The sequence below is a fragment of the Amycolatopsis sp. NPDC058986 genome (assembly GCF_042741125.1).
Lineage (GTDB): Bacteria > Actinomycetota > Actinomycetes > Mycobacteriales > Pseudonocardiaceae > Amycolatopsis.
In genome coordinates this window covers 23,575-39,003 of the sequence record NZ_JBHYJW010000077.1, presented here as the reverse complement: position 1 = coordinate 39,003, position 15,429 = coordinate 23,575, and the positions used below count along the sequence as shown (strand labels likewise).

Sequence of the window (15,429 nt, the reverse complement as noted above, 5' to 3'; positions counted from 1 at the left end):
GCCCGTACGGTGGCCTTAACGGAGCCGCCGGGGACTCAGCTGACGAGGTCGTAGATCCCGGCGATCATGCCGGCAAAGGGCACGAGGGCGAGCAGTGTCAGGAACTCCGTGACGTCGAGCAGCCGTGACCAGTACGGCGAACGTACTCCGCGCGCGACCCGCGTCGCGTAGACGAGACAGACGATCGCCGCGACGACGACCGCGAACCCGGCGGCGAACACCGCGGTCCGCTGGCCGCTCGCGGCGAGCCACACGCCCGCCGTGACGAGTGTGAGCCCGCCGAAACCGACGAGCACGAACCGCTGCGCGCGTCCGGCGTAGGACCGCGAACGCAGGAGCCACGCCAACCCGAGCAGCCCGGCCAGCCCCGCCTCCCACGGACCGCCCGCTCCGGCGAGCACTGTGCAGGCGGCCAGGACGACCAGGCCCAGCGCGATCAGCAATCCGGTCAGCAACGCCTGCGCGCGCGAGGTCCGGCCGACCATGTCCGCGCCGAGCGACGGCTGTTCGTTGGCACGGAAGGAATCCATGTCGTCCGGCACCCGCGGCAGCGGCAGCCTGCCGAGCCGCAGAGCGAGCATCGGCGCCACCGAGGCGAGTGCCGTCGCGAGCACCGCGACGACGGACGCGGCGGCGACCGGGCGGACGTTGCCGACCAGGACGACCCCGGTCGTCACCGCGCCGAACCCCGCCGCGCCGGTGACCGCCACGAACCACGGCAGCCGGTCGGCGACCGACACCGCGGCGAGCACGCCGTATACCGTCACCGCGGCGAGCCCGGCGGCGAGCGGACCCGCCGACAGCGAGAACAGCGGATGTGGCGGCAGGATCGACATCCCGGCCAGCAGCGCCACGCCGACCCCGGCGAGCGCGCCCGCCGCCCCGGCCTCGGCGTCGCCGTAGGCCCGGCTGAGCGCGCCGCCACCGAGCAGCAGCACCAGGGCGAGCAGGCCGGACCCGATCGGCGCGAGCACACTGCCCGCGGCCGCCGACTGCACCAGCAGCCCGCCCGCCAGCAGCAGCACGAACGCGGCCACGATGCCGGACCGCCGGGCCACCGCGGGCCCCCAGCCGCCCCGCGTCTCGGCCACGCTGGCGATGGAGTCCACGACGTCGTCGAACAGCAGCGGGCCGCGAGGACGTTCCCGCGGGGTCAGGTGCAGCACCTCGCCGTCGCGGACCTGGGCGGCCGCGACGGTCAGGCCGAGCGCGAGCGGCGCCCCGCCGAGGCGGGACAGCACCCAGCCCGGATGCTCGGCCGACGCCTGTCCCGACGCGCCCGCGAGCCGCACCAGCTGCGGGACCAGCTCGGCGAAGGTGCTCTGCTGCGGCAGGGCGACGTCGACGCGCGCCCGCGGCGTCACCACCGTGACGCGCCGCGTCGTCCCCGCGATCGCCGGTGCGCTCATGCCCGGACCTCCGGCTGCTGAAGGGAACCGGGGGTGCGCCGGGCAAGCTGGAACCGAGGGACGCCCTGGGTGCGTTCAGCGCACCGAGGGACGCCCTTGTCGCACCCAACGCACCCAGGGCGTCCCTCGGTGCATCCGCCGACGCTCATCCGACCGCCTTGGCTGCCTCGATCACCGGCGCGAACTTGGCGCTGGACGCCTCGGCCAGCTTCTGCAGCCCCGCGTTCACCGCCTCCAGCACGATCTCCGACAGGTTGCGCGCGTCGTACTCGCGGATCGCGCGCGGGTCGATGTCGACCGAGGTGAACCGGCCGTCCCCGCGCAGCACGACGGTGACCTCGTTCTGCCGCGAGTGCGCCTTGACCTCCATCGCCTCGACGGTGCGCTGGATGCGCTGAACCTCCTCGGTCTGCTTGCGCACCTGCGCCAGCAATTCGTCCATGTCCGGCGCCGCATAGGGGTCGGTCACTGCTCTTCTCCTCCTGTGTGTCGCACGTGGACACTGCCCACGAACCGCTGGAAATCCCCGGTGAGCGCCCGCGCGTCCGCGGGCGCCGCCGTGCAGGCCAGCTCCAGCACGAGCCGGCCGGACGGCCCCGGCACTGTCAGATGCACCTGGCTTTGCACGAGTTCGAGACCTTCGCCGGTCCGCAGCCGCAGCACCTGGGTCATCCCCGGCGCGGCCGGGCCGCCGACCGCACGGCGGCTGAGCACGTCCAGCCCGGCCATGGCGCGGCCCAGCCGTTCGACGGCTTCCGCGGCGATTTCGGCGATCGACGCCGGATCCGGTCGCTGCTGCACGCCGAGGGTGATGTTCGGCGTGAACTCCCCGCCCGGCGTGGGCCGCACCGCGACGAACGCCGCCCCTGCCGCGCCCGCCCGCTCGGGATCCACCGGCGTCCAGCCGTCCGGGACGTCGAAACCGAGCGGCAGCGTGGTCACGGCGGTCACCACGAACTCACCGCGGAAACCGCGTCGTCCCAAACGGATCCGACGGCATCGGCGGCCTCGCCCGCCGCGGACTCGACAGCGTCCACGGCCGCGCCGCCGTATTCACCGATGGTGTCGGCCACCTTCGGCAGGTCGATGTCGATCTTCGCGCCGATCCCGGCGCCGAGGCCGAGCGCGACCCCGGCCTTGAAGTTCACCTTGATGTGCCCGGACTCGTACACGGCCTGGCCGTCCAGCTGCGCGCCGAGTCCATATTGGAGGGTCCCGTTCGCGCCGACCCCGACGCCGGCGACGTCGGCCGCCACCTCGCCTTCGACCTTGCCACCGACGAAGGCGTTGGCGTGCAGGCCGACGCCGTGCTCACCACCCTGGAGCGAGCCGCTGACCTCGCCGCCCGCGAACACCGTGCCCTTCGCGTGTGCGCCGGCGACGCCCCACTCGCCCTTCAGTTCACCCTCTTCGTGCAGCGCCGCGAGTTCGGCGTGTCCGGACGCCTTCACCTCCCAGCCCTGCGACGACACCTTCGCGTCCCAGCCTGGCGTGAGCCCGTCCTGCTCGTGCGCCCACTTGTAGTACGTGATCTCGGTGTTGCGGAAAGCCTTGTCCCGCAAGCCTTCCGGCTCAGGCCGTCCGAACGGCGTATCGGCCTTCTTCGGTGCGCGCGTGCCTTGGAGCCCGTCCCAGGTGAGTTTCTTCCACCCGGAGTTGCCGAACCAGGAATACGCCGCATTCCGCGGGCGCTTGCGGCCGTCCAGCGGTTCGCCGTTGAGCCAGTGCAACGCACCGCCGCCCCACTTACCGAGCTCGTGCTCGAGCCTGCCCGGCCACTCGGGCGGGAACAGCCGGGCCAGCGCGTCACCGAGTTCGTCGGCGATCTGCCGCGCCGCCGCCGCGGCCTGTTCCCCGAAGTCTCGCGCGGCGGCGAGGAACGCGTCGACCGCGCCGGGACTCACCGAACGGGACTGGTTGGTGAGCAGCGAGGCGTACTGGTCGAACTGCGCGAGAATCGCGTCCACCGCCGCAGCCGCCGACTGGAACAGCCGAGCGGCAAGGGAAAGCCGTTTCGCCTGGTCGTCCAATTTGGACGCCACAGCGGCCAGGTCGGTGCTCAGCTCCCGCGCGGCGGACGCGAACGCGCTGTAGGCTGCACCTTCCCAGTCCGCGTTGAGCACCCGCGCGGACTCGCCGATGTCGTTCGCCCGCCCCGAAATCGTCGCCGCCCGCGCGGAGCACCGCTGGGCCGAGGCGGTCAGAGCTCCGGGGTCACCGGTCACCCGGCGACGGCATTCCACCAGCACACGCCGGTAGGCCGCCAGCACGGAGCCGACCGCCCCCGACGCGTCGACGACCCCGGAGCCCCACATCGTCAGCGGCCCTTCGCCGTCGAATCGGCCCCTGCTGTGTGATTTCCGGCGATGTCGACATGTTGCTCGAAGTGCTTGCCGTTGTAGGTCATGTCGATATCGATGTCGAGGTCTCTGCCGCCCGGCGCCTCGATCACCGACTGGCCGGTGTTCAGATCGGTGCGGATGACGACCTCGTTCGCCCCGCCCGGAGCGGGCGATGGCGCGGGCACGCTCGGCGGCGAGGCCGGGCGGTCGACCGGGATCCAGCTGTTGGAGGCGTCCGCACCGCCGTGTCCCCAAGCCCCGGAGGTCCCGGACAAGGCGGGCGGCTGGTACTGCGTGAACGACGGCTGCGTCGGGATCGCCGCGCCACCACCGGAACCTCCGCCGACACCGCCTCCGGTGCCGCCGATCGCCTGCTGCCCGGCCGCGCTCGCCACCGGCGGGGGCAGCTGCGGGGCGGTGACCGGCGTGCCCGACACCGCGGCGTTGCCCGCGGAACCCGCGCCACCGCTGGAATCGTGGTGGCCGAACAGCTTCTCGATCTCCCCGATGATCTGCGCGAGCTGAGTGACCTGGTTGGCGAGGTCGACGACGCCGAGTGCCTTGAGCAGCGCGCCGATCGCGGTGATGAACGCCCGCAGCGACGCGCTCGTGGCCGTCGAGAGGGCGACCGCGGCGCCGTAGGTCCACCAGTTCGACATCAGCGCGGCGACCGTCGGGTTCACCGCCGAAACCACGGCGCGGTAGGCCTCCTGCGCGGTCTTGATCAGGGTGCCGGACACGCCCAGCAGTTCGGCGCCCTTCTTCACGACGTCGACGATCTTGGTCAGCTGGTCGAGCGAGTCGGTGATCTTCTTGATCGCCGACTCCGACGCCGCGCCGGACCAGATCTTGCCGAGCTGGCCGGCCGCCTTGTGCAGTTCGGTGTACAGGGAAAGGAACTCGTTGGCCTTGCGCAGCAGGTCGAGCACGTGCTTGGCGATCTGCTCCGGCTGGCCGGTGACGATCTGCGGCAGCACGGTGATCGGCCCGCCGGAGGACGCGGTCGCGTCCATCGCGCTGGAATTGGGGAAAGTCAGCATCGGACCTCACTTCGGGAGCGGCCGGGACGGGAAGTCATACGGAGGCGGGCCGGTACACGCTGACCTTCGCCAGTCCGTGGATCCCGGCGTCGACCAAACCGTGGTTGTAGAGCTGCCCGCCGTCACCGGCGACGCCGATGACCGGGGCTCCGCCGGGAGAACGCAGCGGCTCGACCACGACGACGTCGCCGCTCTGCACCCCGCCGGGAACGTCGCCGAAGCTGCGCGCGGTGCCCGCGTACACCTCGATCAGCCCGGCACGCGCCTGGTTGTCGGCGTCGCCGGCAAGCCAGTCGTTGAAATCGGCGACCCCGTGGAAGCGGGCGTCGGTGATCGGGTGGTGCCCGAGCTGGCCCAGCCGGGCGTCGCCGAGGTACCGCAGCACGTTCCCCACCGAGCCGGGCTCGCCGCCCGCGCCCGCGCTGTCGTTGATGGCGAGCGTGGCCAGCTCCGCGGCGTGCGAGTTGCCCCAGATCGACGTCCCGTGCGCGGTGCCGCCAGGCGCGTGGCCACCGCCGTAGCCACCCGCGACCGCCTCGTCGGCGGCCTGATAGGCGTCGGCGCTGTCCTTGACCAGGCCGTTGATCTGTTGCAGCAGCTGCAACAAAGTGCGCACGGCGGTGATCTGGCTGCTGTGCAGCGCCGCGTTCGCCGCCGCGACCGCGCTGCCGAACGACGCGAACGACATCGGCTGCACGATCATGCGTTCGAGGTCGGCGACCGCGTTGATGCCATGGGCGATGATGCCGCCGACATTGCCGACAGCCGAGCGCATGGCCTCCGGTTCGGCCCGGTACTCGCCCGTGCTGACCATGGCTCTCCTTCCCGCTGGGGTGGTGCTGACGAGCAGGTTAAGTTCGCCGTCGCGTGCGGGCGGACGGCAAAAGTACCCACCAGCGCGGCGGGAAGAGTGACCAGAATGACTGGCGGATTACCCACAAAGAAGCCAGGAAGCGCCCCTCGATGAACCCGTCCCGCGATCGTCTGGACGTCCTCGGTGACCTGCCCGGCGAGATCGTCCTGCAGTCCCCGCCCCTGCTGCCCAAGAGCGGGTCCGGCGGGCTGATGCAGCTGATGATGTTCCTGCCGATGATGCTGGGCATGGGCGCCATGTCGTTCGTCTACATCGGACGCGACGGCGGGGTGATGACGTGGATCTTCGGCGCCCTGTTCGTCACCGCGATGGGCGGCATGGTGGTGATGTCGCTCGGCCGCGGCGGCATGGCGAAGAAGGCACAGATCAATGACGAACGCCGCGACTACCAGCGCTACCTCGCCGGGTTGCGCGGCCAGGTGCGCGACATCGCCGACGCGCAGCGGGCCACGCTGACCGCGGCGCAGCCGGACCCGGCGGATCTGTGGGCCTACGTCGAGACGGGCAAGCTGTGGGACCGGCGGCGCGAGGCCGCGCACTTCGCGCAGGTGCGTGCCGGGACGGGGCCGCAGCGGTTGGCGACACCGCTCAAGGCGCCGCAGACCGTACCACTGGAGGACCTCGACCCGGTGTCCTCGACCAGCCTGAAACACTTCATCCGCACGTATTCCACCGTCGACGGCCTGCCGGTGGCGGTGTCGCTGCGGTCGTTCGCCGCGGTGTCGCTGTCCGGCCGCCGCCCGGACGCGCTCGGCATGGCACGGGCGCTGCTGGCGCAACTCGCGACCTTCCACTCCCCCGCCGACCTGCGGATCGCGCTGTGCGTCGCGGACGACCGGCGGCACGACTGGGAATGGGCGAAGTGGCTGCCGCACGCCGCGGCGCCGACGGCGGCCGACGCGACCGGACCGCGACGGCTGGCGGCCGCCGAGCTGGGACCGCTGGCCGAGCTGCTCGGCCCCGATCTGGGCGAACGGCCGCCGTTCAGCCGTCGTCCGGCGTCGGCGCCCGATCTGCCGCACGTCGTGGTCGTCGTCGACGGCGGCCAGGCGTTCGGGGAACCCCGGCTGGTCAGCGAACACGGCAGGCTCGGGGTCACCGTGCTGGAGATCGGCGCCGAACAGCCGCGGACGACGTCGAGCGAACTCCTGCTGAGCCTGCACGTCGCGCCGGAGCAGCTCGGCATGGTGATCGCCGACGGCACCGAACAGCGCCTCGGCTTCCTCGGTGTCCCGGACCAGCTCGACCGCGGTGCGGCCGAGGCGCTGGCCAGGATGCTGACCCCGCTGTACCAGGGCACCGCCGTGGTGGCCGAGAAACCGATGTCCGCGACGTTCGGGCTGGCCGGGCTGCTCGGCATCGGCGACCCGCGCGACACCGACGTGGCGGTCACCTGGGCGCCGCGCTCGGCACGGGACCGGCTGCGGATCCCGCTGGGCGTCGACCCCGGCGGACGGCCCGTCGAACTGGATCTCAAGGAGTCGGCGGAGGGCGGGATGGGCCCGCACGGGCTCGTCATCGGCGCGACCGGGTCGGGGAAGAGCGAGCTGCTGCGGACGCTGGTCACCGCGCTCGCGGTCACGCATTCCTCGGAAAGGCTGAACCTGGCGCTGATCGACTTCAAGGGCGGTGCGACGTTCGCCGGGATGACCGGGCTGCCGCACACCTGCGCGGTCATCACCAACCTGTCCGACGACCTCGCGCTGGTCGACCGGATGGCGGACGCGCTGAACGGGGAACTGTTGCGGCGTCAGGAACTCCTGCACGCGGCGGGGAACTACGCGTCGGTGCGGGACTACGAGAAGGCCCGCGAGGGCGGGGCGAACCTGAAGCCGCTGCCGTCGCTGCTGGTGATCATCGACGAGTTCAGCGAGCTGCTGTCGTCGCGGCCGGAGTTCATCGACCTGTTCGTCGCGATCGGGCGGCTGGGCCGCAGCCTCGGCATCCACCTGCTGCTGGCGTCGCAGCGGCTGGAGGAGGGCAGGCTGCGCGGGCTGGATTCCCATTTGTCGTACCGGATCGGGCTGCGGACGTTCTCCGCCGCGGAAAGCCGTGCGGTACTGGGCGTGGCCGACGCATACCAGCTGCCGCCGGTGCCGGGTTCGGCGTACCTGAAGTCGGACAACGACACGCTCACCCGGCTCAAGGCCGCGTACGTCTCCGGCGAACTCCCGCCGCGCAGCACGGTCGTCCGCGAGGATGGCGAACGTCTCGGCGTCCTGCCGTTTTCCCTTTCCCCGGTGGATATTCCGGTCACCGAAGAGTCCACTGTGGATGAATTGTCGGCTTCGCCGGGCACCGGCGAGACGATCATCGGCGCCATGCTGTCGCGTGTGGAGGGTCAGGGACCGGCCGCGCACCAGATCTGGCTGCCGCCGCTGGCCGAACCGCCCACTTTGGACCAGTTGCTGCCCCCGCTCGGCGAGGATCCGGAGCGCGGCCTGTGCCCGCTCGACTGGGGTGGCAACGGGAAGCTGACGATCCCGGTCGCGCTGGTGGACAAGCCGTTCGAGCAGCGGCGCGACATGCTGTGGGCCGACTTCTCCGGCGCGGCGGGGCACGCACTGATCGTCGGCGCCCCGCAGAGCGGCAAGAGCACGCTGATGCGGGACATCGCCGCGATGCTCGCGCTGACGCACACGCCGTCGGAGGTGCAGTTCTTCGTGCTGGACATGGGCGGTGGCGCGCTGGCGCCGATCGCCGGGCTGCCGCACGTCTCCGGCTACGCCACCCGCCGCGACGCGCAACGCTGCCGCCGCGTCGTCGCCGAGCTGACGACGTTGCTGGAGCAGCGCGAGGAGTTCTTTGCCGCACAAGGCATCGAGTCGATGGCAGCGTTCCGCTCCGGCCGCGCGGAATTCACCGAGAGCACCGACGGCCGCGAATTCGGCGACGTGTTCCTGTTCGTGGACAACTGGACCACGATCCGCCAGGAGTACGAACAACTGGAGGAGCAGATCACCGGTCTCGCCGCGCGAGGCCTCGGTTTCGGCATCCACGTCATCGTTTCGCTGAACCAGTGGATCGGTGTCCGCGCGCAACTGCGCGACGCCGTCGGCACGCGGTTCGAACTGCGGCTGGGTGATCCCGCCGACTCCTCGATCGACCGCAAGATCGCGCAGAACGTCCCCGCCGACGCGCCGGGCCGCGGCCTGACCGCGGAAAAACTGCACTTCCTGGCCGCACTCCCGCGCATCGACGGCGACCAGCGCCCGGACACCGTCGGGGCGGGCGGCATCGACCTGGTCCGCCGTGTTTCCGCCGCCTGGCAGGGTTCCCGGGCTCCGCAGGTCCGGCTGCTCCCGCCCGAGGTGCCATTGGACTCGCTGCCGTCAGCGCCACACAAGCACGTCACCCTTGGCATCGCGGAGTCGACACTGCGGCCGGTGCACCTGGATTTCGCCACGGATCCGCACTTCCTGGCCTTCGGCGACGTCGAATCCGGGAAGAGCGCGCTGTTGCGCGCCCTGGCCCGCGGCATCTCGGCGGCCTACACCCCCGACGAGGCCCTGATCCTCGTCGGCGACTACCGCCGCACGCTGCTCGGCGCCGTCGACGAGCCGCACCTGCTGGGCTACGCGGGCGCCGAGAACACGCTGACGGACCTGATCGGCCAATGCCAGACGGCCATGCGCAACCGCCTGCCCGGCCCGGACGTCACCCCCGACCAGCTCCGCAACCGCTCCTGGTGGCGCGGCCCCGACCTGTTCGTCCTCGTCGACGACTACGAACTCGTCGCCGCCGTCGGCCGCAATCCGTTGCTGCCGCTGCTGGAATTCCTTCCCCAGGCCCGCGACATCGGCCTCCACCTGATCATCGCGCGCGGCTCCGGCGGCGCGGGGCGGGCGCTGTATGAGCCGGTACTGCAACGGCTGCGCGAACTCGGCTCGCCCGGTCTGATCATGTCCGGTGCCAAGGAGGAGGGTCCGCTGCTCGGCGACGTCAAGCCGTCACCCCAGCCCGCCGGCCGCGGCACCCTGGTCTCGCGACGGCACGGCACCGGTCTGATCCAGGTCGCCTGGACCAAACCCGCCGACTCCTGATCCGCCGGCGTTTTCGAGCGCCCCAATGTGGCATTGGTTGCGTCCAGCGCACCGAACGCCACATTGGGGCGTTCGGGCCACCTCGGATGCGGAGCCGGAGTCCTGGGGCCTCACCCGGTTGGCCCACTACGTTCCTCCGGCGCGATACCGACTTCGGTAGGTTACGAAGTCCCCAACCGTCCACCTAGGTTGGTGAAATCGTTTCAACCGGAACGAGCTCCCCGAACCCGTTGGCCGGAGGACGTTTCATGCGATTGTCGAGGGCTGTCGCCGTGGCAGCCGGAGCCGCCGCGGCGCTGAGCATCGTCTCAGCCGGTGCCGCGAACGCCCAGGAGGACATCATCGGCGGCGGAACGGTCAGTTCCGCGCCGTGGGGTGCCCAGATCTACTGGAACAACGTCACCGACAACGGTGGCTTCGAGTGCTCCGGGACGATCATCGCCCCGCAGTGGGTACTCACCGCGCAGCACTGCCTGAACAAGCCGGGCATGCACGTCAAGGTCGGCGACGTGAAGCTCCAGCAGGGCACCGAGGCCGCTGTGGACCAGCAGAAGGCCTCGCCGAACGGTGACATCGCGTTGCTGCACCTGACCAAGGCGGTCACCACGACGTTCATGAAGCTCGGCACCGGCAACCCGCCCAACGGTGCGACCAACCAGATCTACGGCTGGGGCCGCACGCAGGGCAGCAGCCCGCCCTCGAGCACCCTCAAGACGGCGAACGTGAAGGTCACCGGGACCAGCACGGACGCCTTCGGCGGTCAGGCCATCGCCAGCAAGGGCATCAACGGCTCGGCCTGGCACGGCGACTCGGGCGGCCCCCAGCTGGCCGACGGCGTGCAGGTCGGGGTCTGCTCGACCGGCGAGAACAGCGGTTCGGACCCGCAGGGCACGCAGAATTACGCGAGTGTCGCGCACAGCCGCGACTGGATCAAGTCGACGGCCGGGGTCTGACCTCACGCCCCGTCCGGCGCACCGAAGGTCCCCTTCACCGCATTGCCCGCGGTAAAGGGGACCTTCCGCGCTTCACCCGCCCCGAACGACGTGCACTGCCTGGGATCCACCGGCACGCACGCCGGGTGAGGCGGGGGCCGGTTGCGACAAGGGCGTCCCTGGGTGCGTTGGATGCACCAGGGGCGTCCCTCGGTGCGGTAGATGCACCCAGGGCGTCCCTCGGTTCCACCGGCCATACAGTCCACTCAGGACGGAAAGGGCCGAAGTGAGCCATCCACGCTCAGGCGCACTTCGCCGCGCTGATGATCGAAACCGCGGTCACCTTTCCCTCCGGGGAGGTGACGAACTCGTAGCGCCAGCCCGGTTTCCCGTCGATCGGCAGCTGGTACCGCTTGTTCTCGCCCACCTTCAGGCCGCGCGCGTCGTACGCCTTCTTCAGTTCGTCCACAGAGGACCCGGCGCCGATGCCCTCGGCGGTCTTCGCGTCCGGCGGCGCCCCGAGTTCCCGCAGCCCGTCCTTGCCGAACGACGCGCCACCGGAGGCGGCGAAGGCCTTGTCCCGCGCTTCACGCTTCTCCGCCAGCTCCGCCAGCGCGAGCGCCGAATCGGCCATCAACCGGGCGACCTCGGCCGACTTCGCCGCCGACCGCGCGCTCCCGGCAGCCGAGGTGTCCCCGTCGGAACCCCCGGCTCCGGCGGCCTCGTCGGCCTTCTTGTTCAGTTCCTTGGACTTCTTCTCCGCCGCTTCCTCGGCCGCGATCCTCGCCGGATCGGGCGCGGGCCCGCCGGTGTAGCTGAAGTCGGCGCAGCCGTCCAAAGTGGACGTCGGAGCCGGGGCGAGCTTGCCGGCGGCCAGTGCCGCCTCCTTCGCCATGCCCGGTGCCAGACCGCGGTACCCGGCCGGGCCGAAGACCTCGGGCTTGGCCGCCGCGGACGCGGCCTCGGTGCCGGTGCCAGTGCCGGACGAGCCGCCCGACGTACAGGCCGTGACACCGGTGAGCAGCGCCACAGTGAGAGCGAGCAGGCCGGATCTGCCGAGGACGGACGTGTTCAGGTTGGTGCGCATCGAGTGATACCCCCTCTTTCCGAGGGGAAGACTAGCCGACCCCCACGACAGTCTCCGAGCGGAATACCGGCCGCGACCGCACCGACAACGCCGTCGCGGCGACGATCACCGCCAGCACGCCCGCGGCGGCCAGCAGCGTCCAGAAATCGGGGTGCGCGACCGACTGTCCCCGCAGCGCCTGCCAGGTGAGGATCACGAACATCCCCGCGTACCCGAACGCCGCGGTCCACACCAGCCGCCGTCGCACCCCCTCGGCCCGCAGCACCGGATACCGCCGCGCCAGCAGCACGAGGCCGAGCGCGATCAGCGGCAGCGCCTGCATGGCGTGGATCCCGACGAAATGCGGGATCCGCAGATCCCCGCCGACGGTGCTCCAGCCGGTGATCGGCAGCCCCGGCCCGCCGTCGGGCGCGCCCACCGTGTGCGCTCCGAACGTCGAGGGGCTCCCGCCCGTGCGGAACACCGCCTGCTGTTCGGGCGTCGCGGTGAACATGAACATCGCGGCGGCCATCCCGGCCAGCGACAGCCCGGTACCCCAGCGCAGCGCGGAGCTCAGCGCGCGGTCCGGCATGCGCTGGAACAGCAGCAGCACCACGACCGCGGCGATCGCCAGCCAGGAGAGGTAGGCGCCGCCCGCGACGACGTTGTTGATCGCGGAATCGGTGGGCGTGGCCCTGTTGAAGTGCAGCTGCTGGTCGCGGAAGATCATCTGGAACACCAGCAGCGCCATGTCGAGCCCGATCGCGACGGCGAACACCGTGCCGAGCCACCAGCCGATCCGGCGGCCGCGCCGCACCTGGGACAGCAGCAGCGCCAGCGTGATGGCGTAGGACCCGATCGCGACGGTGAATTTGAAGGGCTTGAGCCAGATCGGCGCGTTGACGATCACGCGGTCGTCGACGAGCAGGCCGAGGAGCGACACCACGCAGAGCACCGCCATCGCACCGGTCAGCACCACCAGCGGGCGATGCAGCGAGCGTAAGCTGATTCCGTTGTCCGACATGGCATCGAGCGTGCCGCGACGAGTTCTGTGTGACACTGGTGCGAGCCCCCGTCACCAGGTGAGGACAACCCCACCGGAGGCCTGTGGGTAATAGTGCCGTCAGCGCGACCGGCAGTTGTGCCGTTTGACCATCCCCTCTCCTTTTCTAGCGTGACATTCACCATGAGCGGCTCGGAAAGTGAGCCGTTCCACCCGGGATTTCCCCCCGCGAACGAGAGGAGGTGGCCCGTCGATGTCCAGTCCGGGATTCCAGTCCGATTCCGCCGCGATGACGCGCGCCGTCCAGGGCTTCGAGGAGACCGCGTCGAACGCCAAGACCACCATGGCCAGCTTGGAGTCCGAGCTGACCGAGACGCTGCGCAACTACAAGGGTGACCAGGCCCTCGCGTTCTGGGACCTGCAGCGCCGCCTGCAGGAGAAGATGGGCGCCGCGGTCCGCGAGCTCGACACCATGTCGCAGCTGGTCCACTCCAGCCACGCGAACTACAACCGCGGCGACGCGGACACCAGCTCCAGCTTCCACGGGGTCGGAAGCACGCTCGAAGGCAGCGTCGTCCCCCGTCTCAACCTCTGATCCGTTCCGGAGAGGACACTTCCGATGGCCGATGTCGTCGAAATCAATTTCGCCGCGCTGCAGCACAGTTCGGCGTCGCTGGCCGCCAAGGCCAAGGCGCTGACCTCGCAGCTGGAGCAGCTGCACCAGAACCTCCAGCCGATCACCGCCACCTGGTACGCCTCCGGCAGCTCCGCCGGTGAGGCCGCCCGCCAGGCCGAGACCCGGCTGCGCCAGGCCACCGCCGACATCGTCGCGATCATCGCGCAGTTCGGCACCAAGGTGGGCGACGCGCACGACCTCCAGCACCAGCTGGAGAACCGCAACCAGGGCCTGTTCGCAGGCTGATCCCCCGCCGTCGGTTGGCCGGTGCGAGGAACCCCAGCTCGCATCGGCCAACCGGCTTTTCCGCCTCAGCTGACCACGAGAGAGTCGGGACCGATGCACGACCAGTCGTACTACGTTCATCTGGAATCGCTGAAGGACTTCGTGCGTGAGCTGGAGACCCAGATCCACGCGATGGCGAAGCCGAACGACTTCCTGCTCACCCTCGGCGACCACCCCCTGCTGTTCGGCGAATTCGGCGAAGCCGGTTCGCTGGCCGACGCCCATCACGCGGCGGTCGCCGAGATGCAGGGCCTCCTCGACCAGGTCCGCGGCGCCATCACCTTCGCCCAGGACGTGACGAACACCGTCGCCGACGGCTACCAGGCGGCCGACGAATCGGTCGCGGGCGATCTGCACACTTCCGGCCAGGCGACCGGCCTGCTCGATCCGCTGCTGTCCGCGCTCGGTCTCGGCGGCACGGGCGGGACGTCGAACGCAGGGGGAATCAAGGGATGACCACCGCACACACGAACTTCGCCGCGTACACCCATCAGCAGCTGTACGCGATGTTGCAGGCGGGTGACCCGAACAGTGCGCGCGCCGCGGCGGACAAATGGGCCTCGACCGCGCGCGGGCTGCACGACCAGGCCGAAAACCTGTCCGCGGAACTGGCCGACTTCTCCGACAGCTGGGCAGGAGGCGCCGCCGACCAGTACCACCGGATGATCACCGACCTCGTCGGCGGGATCCGCAAGGTCGCGCAGACCGCGCAGGGCATGAACCACCTGCTCGAGGACGCGGCCGACGCGCTCGTGAAGGCGAAGAAGCAGATGCCGCCGCCGGTCGCGGTCCCCGACGTCGCCCCCACCGACGTCGCGCTCGCCGTCAACCCGCCCCTGCTGCCGCCGGACGCCTCGCCCGCCGTGGTCCAGGCGGCCGCGCAACAACGCCAGCAGGCGATCAAGAACGTCGAGGCGCAGCAGACGGCGGCCAATGCCGCGGGCGACGCGCACGGCAAAGCGATCGTCGTGATGACCCAGCTCGCCGGGGAGTACACCGCCGCGGAAGAGGCCATTCCCGTCTCGCCGAACGCGGCCCCCGTGCCGAAGCCGCCCGCCGGCGGTGGCGCGAGCACCGGGGGCAGCGGGGCTGCCGGCAACGGGGTCACCGGCAGCGCGCCGCCGCCCGTCGTCACGCCCGGCACCGGACACCCGCTGCCCGGCGGCACCCCGACGCCGCCGGGCACGGGCCCCGCCCACACCGGGGGCAACCCGCTCTTCGGAGACATGTTCACCGCCGGGCTCGCCGCGGCCTCGGCCGCCGCGTTCGGCCGGTTCGGGTCGATCATGCCGCGGATCCCCGCGTGGGCGAGCGGCAAGAAGAACGAGGAGAACAAGGAAGAGAAACCGGGCACCAAGCTCGGCGGCGGAGGCGCGGCGGCGCCGGGCGCGACCGGAGGTTCCGGTGGCGGCATCCCGATCGGGGGCGGGAGCGTCCCGCCGATCGGCGGTGGCGGCGGCGGGGTCACCGGCCCCGGCGAGGTCCCCGCGGCCCATTCCGGACTGGCGGGTGACGGCGGTGCGGGCAACGCGCTGTCCGGGCTCGCGGGTGGCGCGGCGGGTGCCGCGGGCGCCGCCGCGGCGAAGGGCGCCATGCCGATGATGCCCATGATGCCGATGGGCATGGGCGCGGGCGGTGATCTCGGTTCGGGCAAACGGATCCCGGCCTGGCTCGTCGAGACCGAGAACGTCTGGGGGCAGTCGTCCCCGGTCGCCCCTTCGGTGATCGGTGAGGAACCGGAAACCCGCTGACCGCAGGG

14 protein-coding genes are annotated in these 15,429 nt (G+C 71.1%); 6 read left to right on the top strand and 8 right to left on the bottom strand.

The genetic code is table 11. The annotated features are described in order from the left end of the window. Positions 1 to 35 precede the first annotated feature (35 nt). The 6 genes from eccD to ACFW0G_RS40355 form a co-directional block, all read right to left on the bottom strand. Complete coding sequence (gene eccD / locus ACFW0G_RS40380) at positions 36 to 1,409, bottom strand: type VII secretion integral membrane protein EccD (protein WP_378330815.1); 1,374 nt, start codon at positions 1,407 to 1,409, stop codon at positions 36 to 38. A 145-nt stretch (positions 1,410 to 1,554) separates the two neighbouring features. Next, positions 1,555 to 1,878, bottom strand: coding sequence for a YbaB/EbfC family nucleoid-associated protein (locus ACFW0G_RS40375; protein ID WP_378330814.1), 324 nt, complete (start codon positions 1,876 to 1,878; stop codon positions 1,555 to 1,557). After that, on the bottom strand, positions 1,875 to 2,351 hold the full coding sequence (locus ACFW0G_RS40370) for a hypothetical protein (protein WP_378330820.1): 477 nt from the start codon (positions 2,349 to 2,351) through the stop codon (positions 1,875 to 1,877). Before ACFW0G_RS40370 ends, ACFW0G_RS40375 begins: the two co-directional genes overlap by 4 nt. A gap of 5 nt (positions 2,352 to 2,356) precedes the next feature. Then, entirely contained in the window at positions 2,357 to 3,724 is a 1,368-nt protein-coding gene (locus tag ACFW0G_RS40365; protein WP_378330813.1) for a WXG100 family type VII secretion target, read from the bottom strand. A gap of 2 nt (positions 3,725 to 3,726) precedes the next feature. Beyond that, positions 3,727 to 4,791, bottom strand: a complete 1,065-nt coding sequence (locus tag ACFW0G_RS40360; RefSeq protein ID WP_378330812.1) for a hypothetical protein — start codon at positions 4,789 to 4,791, stop codon at positions 3,727 to 3,729. 34 nt (positions 4,792 to 4,825) lie between these two features. Further along, the gene (locus tag ACFW0G_RS40355) at positions 4,826 to 5,605 is read right to left on the bottom strand and encodes a WXG100 family type VII secretion target (RefSeq protein WP_378330811.1); all 780 of its coding nucleotides are present in this window, start codon (positions 5,603 to 5,605) and stop codon (positions 4,826 to 4,828) included. Between the two features lie 149 nt (positions 5,606 to 5,754). Between ACFW0G_RS40355 and eccCa the strand changes: the two genes are divergently transcribed. Beyond that, positions 5,755 to 9,708: a type VII secretion protein EccCa gene (gene eccCa / locus ACFW0G_RS40350; protein ID WP_378330810.1), complete on the top strand. Its 3,954-nt coding sequence runs from the start codon at positions 5,755 to 5,757 to the stop codon at positions 9,706 to 9,708. Positions 9,709 to 9,956: 248 nt separating this feature from the next. Then, entirely contained in the window at positions 9,957 to 10,661 is a 705-nt protein-coding gene (locus tag ACFW0G_RS40345; RefSeq protein WP_378330809.1) for a S1 family peptidase, read from the top strand. Positions 10,662 to 10,941: 280 nt separating this feature from the next. Here the strand turns inward: ACFW0G_RS40345 and ACFW0G_RS40340 are convergent, their stop codons facing one another. Both ACFW0G_RS40340 and ACFW0G_RS40335 read right to left on the bottom strand, forming a co-directional pair. Then, positions 10,942 to 11,727 (bottom strand): hypothetical protein, encoded by a 786-nt coding sequence (locus ACFW0G_RS40340; protein WP_378330808.1) that lies wholly within the window; start codon positions 11,725 to 11,727, stop codon positions 10,942 to 10,944. 31 nt (positions 11,728 to 11,758) lie between these two features. Further along, on the bottom strand, positions 11,759 to 12,730 hold the full coding sequence (locus tag ACFW0G_RS40335; protein WP_378330807.1) for a hypothetical protein: 972 nt from the start codon (positions 12,728 to 12,730) through the stop codon (positions 11,759 to 11,761). A gap of 232 nt (positions 12,731 to 12,962) precedes the next feature. On the opposite strand from ACFW0G_RS40335, the gene ACFW0G_RS40330 reads away from it, so the two are divergent. The 4 genes from ACFW0G_RS40330 (at position 12,963) to ACFW0G_RS40315 (ending at position 15,421) form a co-directional block, all read left to right on the top strand. Next, positions 12,963 to 13,304 carry a WXG100 family type VII secretion target gene (locus tag ACFW0G_RS40330; RefSeq protein ID WP_378330806.1) on the top strand — a complete coding sequence of 114 codons (342 nt, stop codon included), beginning with the start codon at positions 12,963 to 12,965 and terminating at the stop codon, positions 13,302 to 13,304. A gap of 24 nt (positions 13,305 to 13,328) precedes the next feature. Further along, positions 13,329 to 13,631, top strand: a complete 303-nt coding sequence (locus tag ACFW0G_RS40325; protein ID WP_378330805.1) for a hypothetical protein — start codon at positions 13,329 to 13,331, stop codon at positions 13,629 to 13,631. 93 nt (positions 13,632 to 13,724) lie between these two features. Beyond that, positions 13,725 to 14,126: a hypothetical protein gene (locus ACFW0G_RS40320; protein ID WP_378330804.1), complete on the top strand. Its 402-nt coding sequence runs from the start codon at positions 13,725 to 13,727 to the stop codon at positions 14,124 to 14,126. Then, entirely contained in the window at positions 14,123 to 15,421 is a 1,299-nt protein-coding gene (locus ACFW0G_RS40315) for a WXG100 family type VII secretion target (protein ID WP_378330803.1), read from the top strand. Before ACFW0G_RS40320 ends, ACFW0G_RS40315 begins: the two co-directional genes overlap by 4 nt. Positions 15,422 to 15,429 lie beyond the last annotated feature (8 nt).

Bases quoted from the DNA above. Each gene is read 5' to 3' on its own strand.
- ACFW0G_RS40320 (WP_378330804.1), top strand. From the start codon at position 13,725: ATGCACGACCAGTCGTACTACGTTCATCTGGAATCGCTGAAGGACTTC.
- ACFW0G_RS40330 (WP_378330806.1), top strand. From the start codon at position 12,963: ATGTCCAGTCCGGGATTCCAGTCCGATTCCGCCGCGATGACGCGCGCC.
- ACFW0G_RS40315 (WP_378330803.1), top strand. From the start codon at position 14,123: ATGACCACCGCACACACGAACTTCGCCGCGTACACCCATCAGCAGCTG.
- ACFW0G_RS40365 (WP_378330813.1), bottom strand. From the start codon at position 3,724: ATGTGGGGCTCCGGGGTCGTCGACGCGTCGGGGGCGGTCGGCTCCGTG.
- ACFW0G_RS40325 (WP_378330805.1), top strand. From the start codon at position 13,329: ATGGCCGATGTCGTCGAAATCAATTTCGCCGCGCTGCAGCACAGTTCG.
- ACFW0G_RS40335 (WP_378330807.1), bottom strand. From the start codon at position 12,730: ATGTCGGACAACGGAATCAGCTTACGCTCGCTGCATCGCCCGCTGGTG.
- ACFW0G_RS40355 (WP_378330811.1), bottom strand. From the start codon at position 5,605: ATGGTCAGCACGGGCGAGTACCGGGCCGAACCGGAGGCCATGCGCTCG.
- eccD (WP_378330815.1), bottom strand. From the start codon at position 1,409: ATGAGCGCACCGGCGATCGCGGGGACGACGCGGCGCGTCACGGTGGTG.
- eccCa (WP_378330810.1), top strand. From the start codon at position 5,755: ATGAACCCGTCCCGCGATCGTCTGGACGTCCTCGGTGACCTGCCCGGC.
- ACFW0G_RS40340 (WP_378330808.1), bottom strand. From the start codon at position 11,727: ATGCGCACCAACCTGAACACGTCCGTCCTCGGCAGATCCGGCCTGCTC.
- ACFW0G_RS40360 (WP_378330812.1), bottom strand. From the start codon at position 4,791: ATGCTGACTTTCCCCAATTCCAGCGCGATGGACGCGACCGCGTCCTCC.
- ACFW0G_RS40345 (WP_378330809.1), top strand. From the start codon at position 9,957: ATGCGATTGTCGAGGGCTGTCGCCGTGGCAGCCGGAGCCGCCGCGGCG.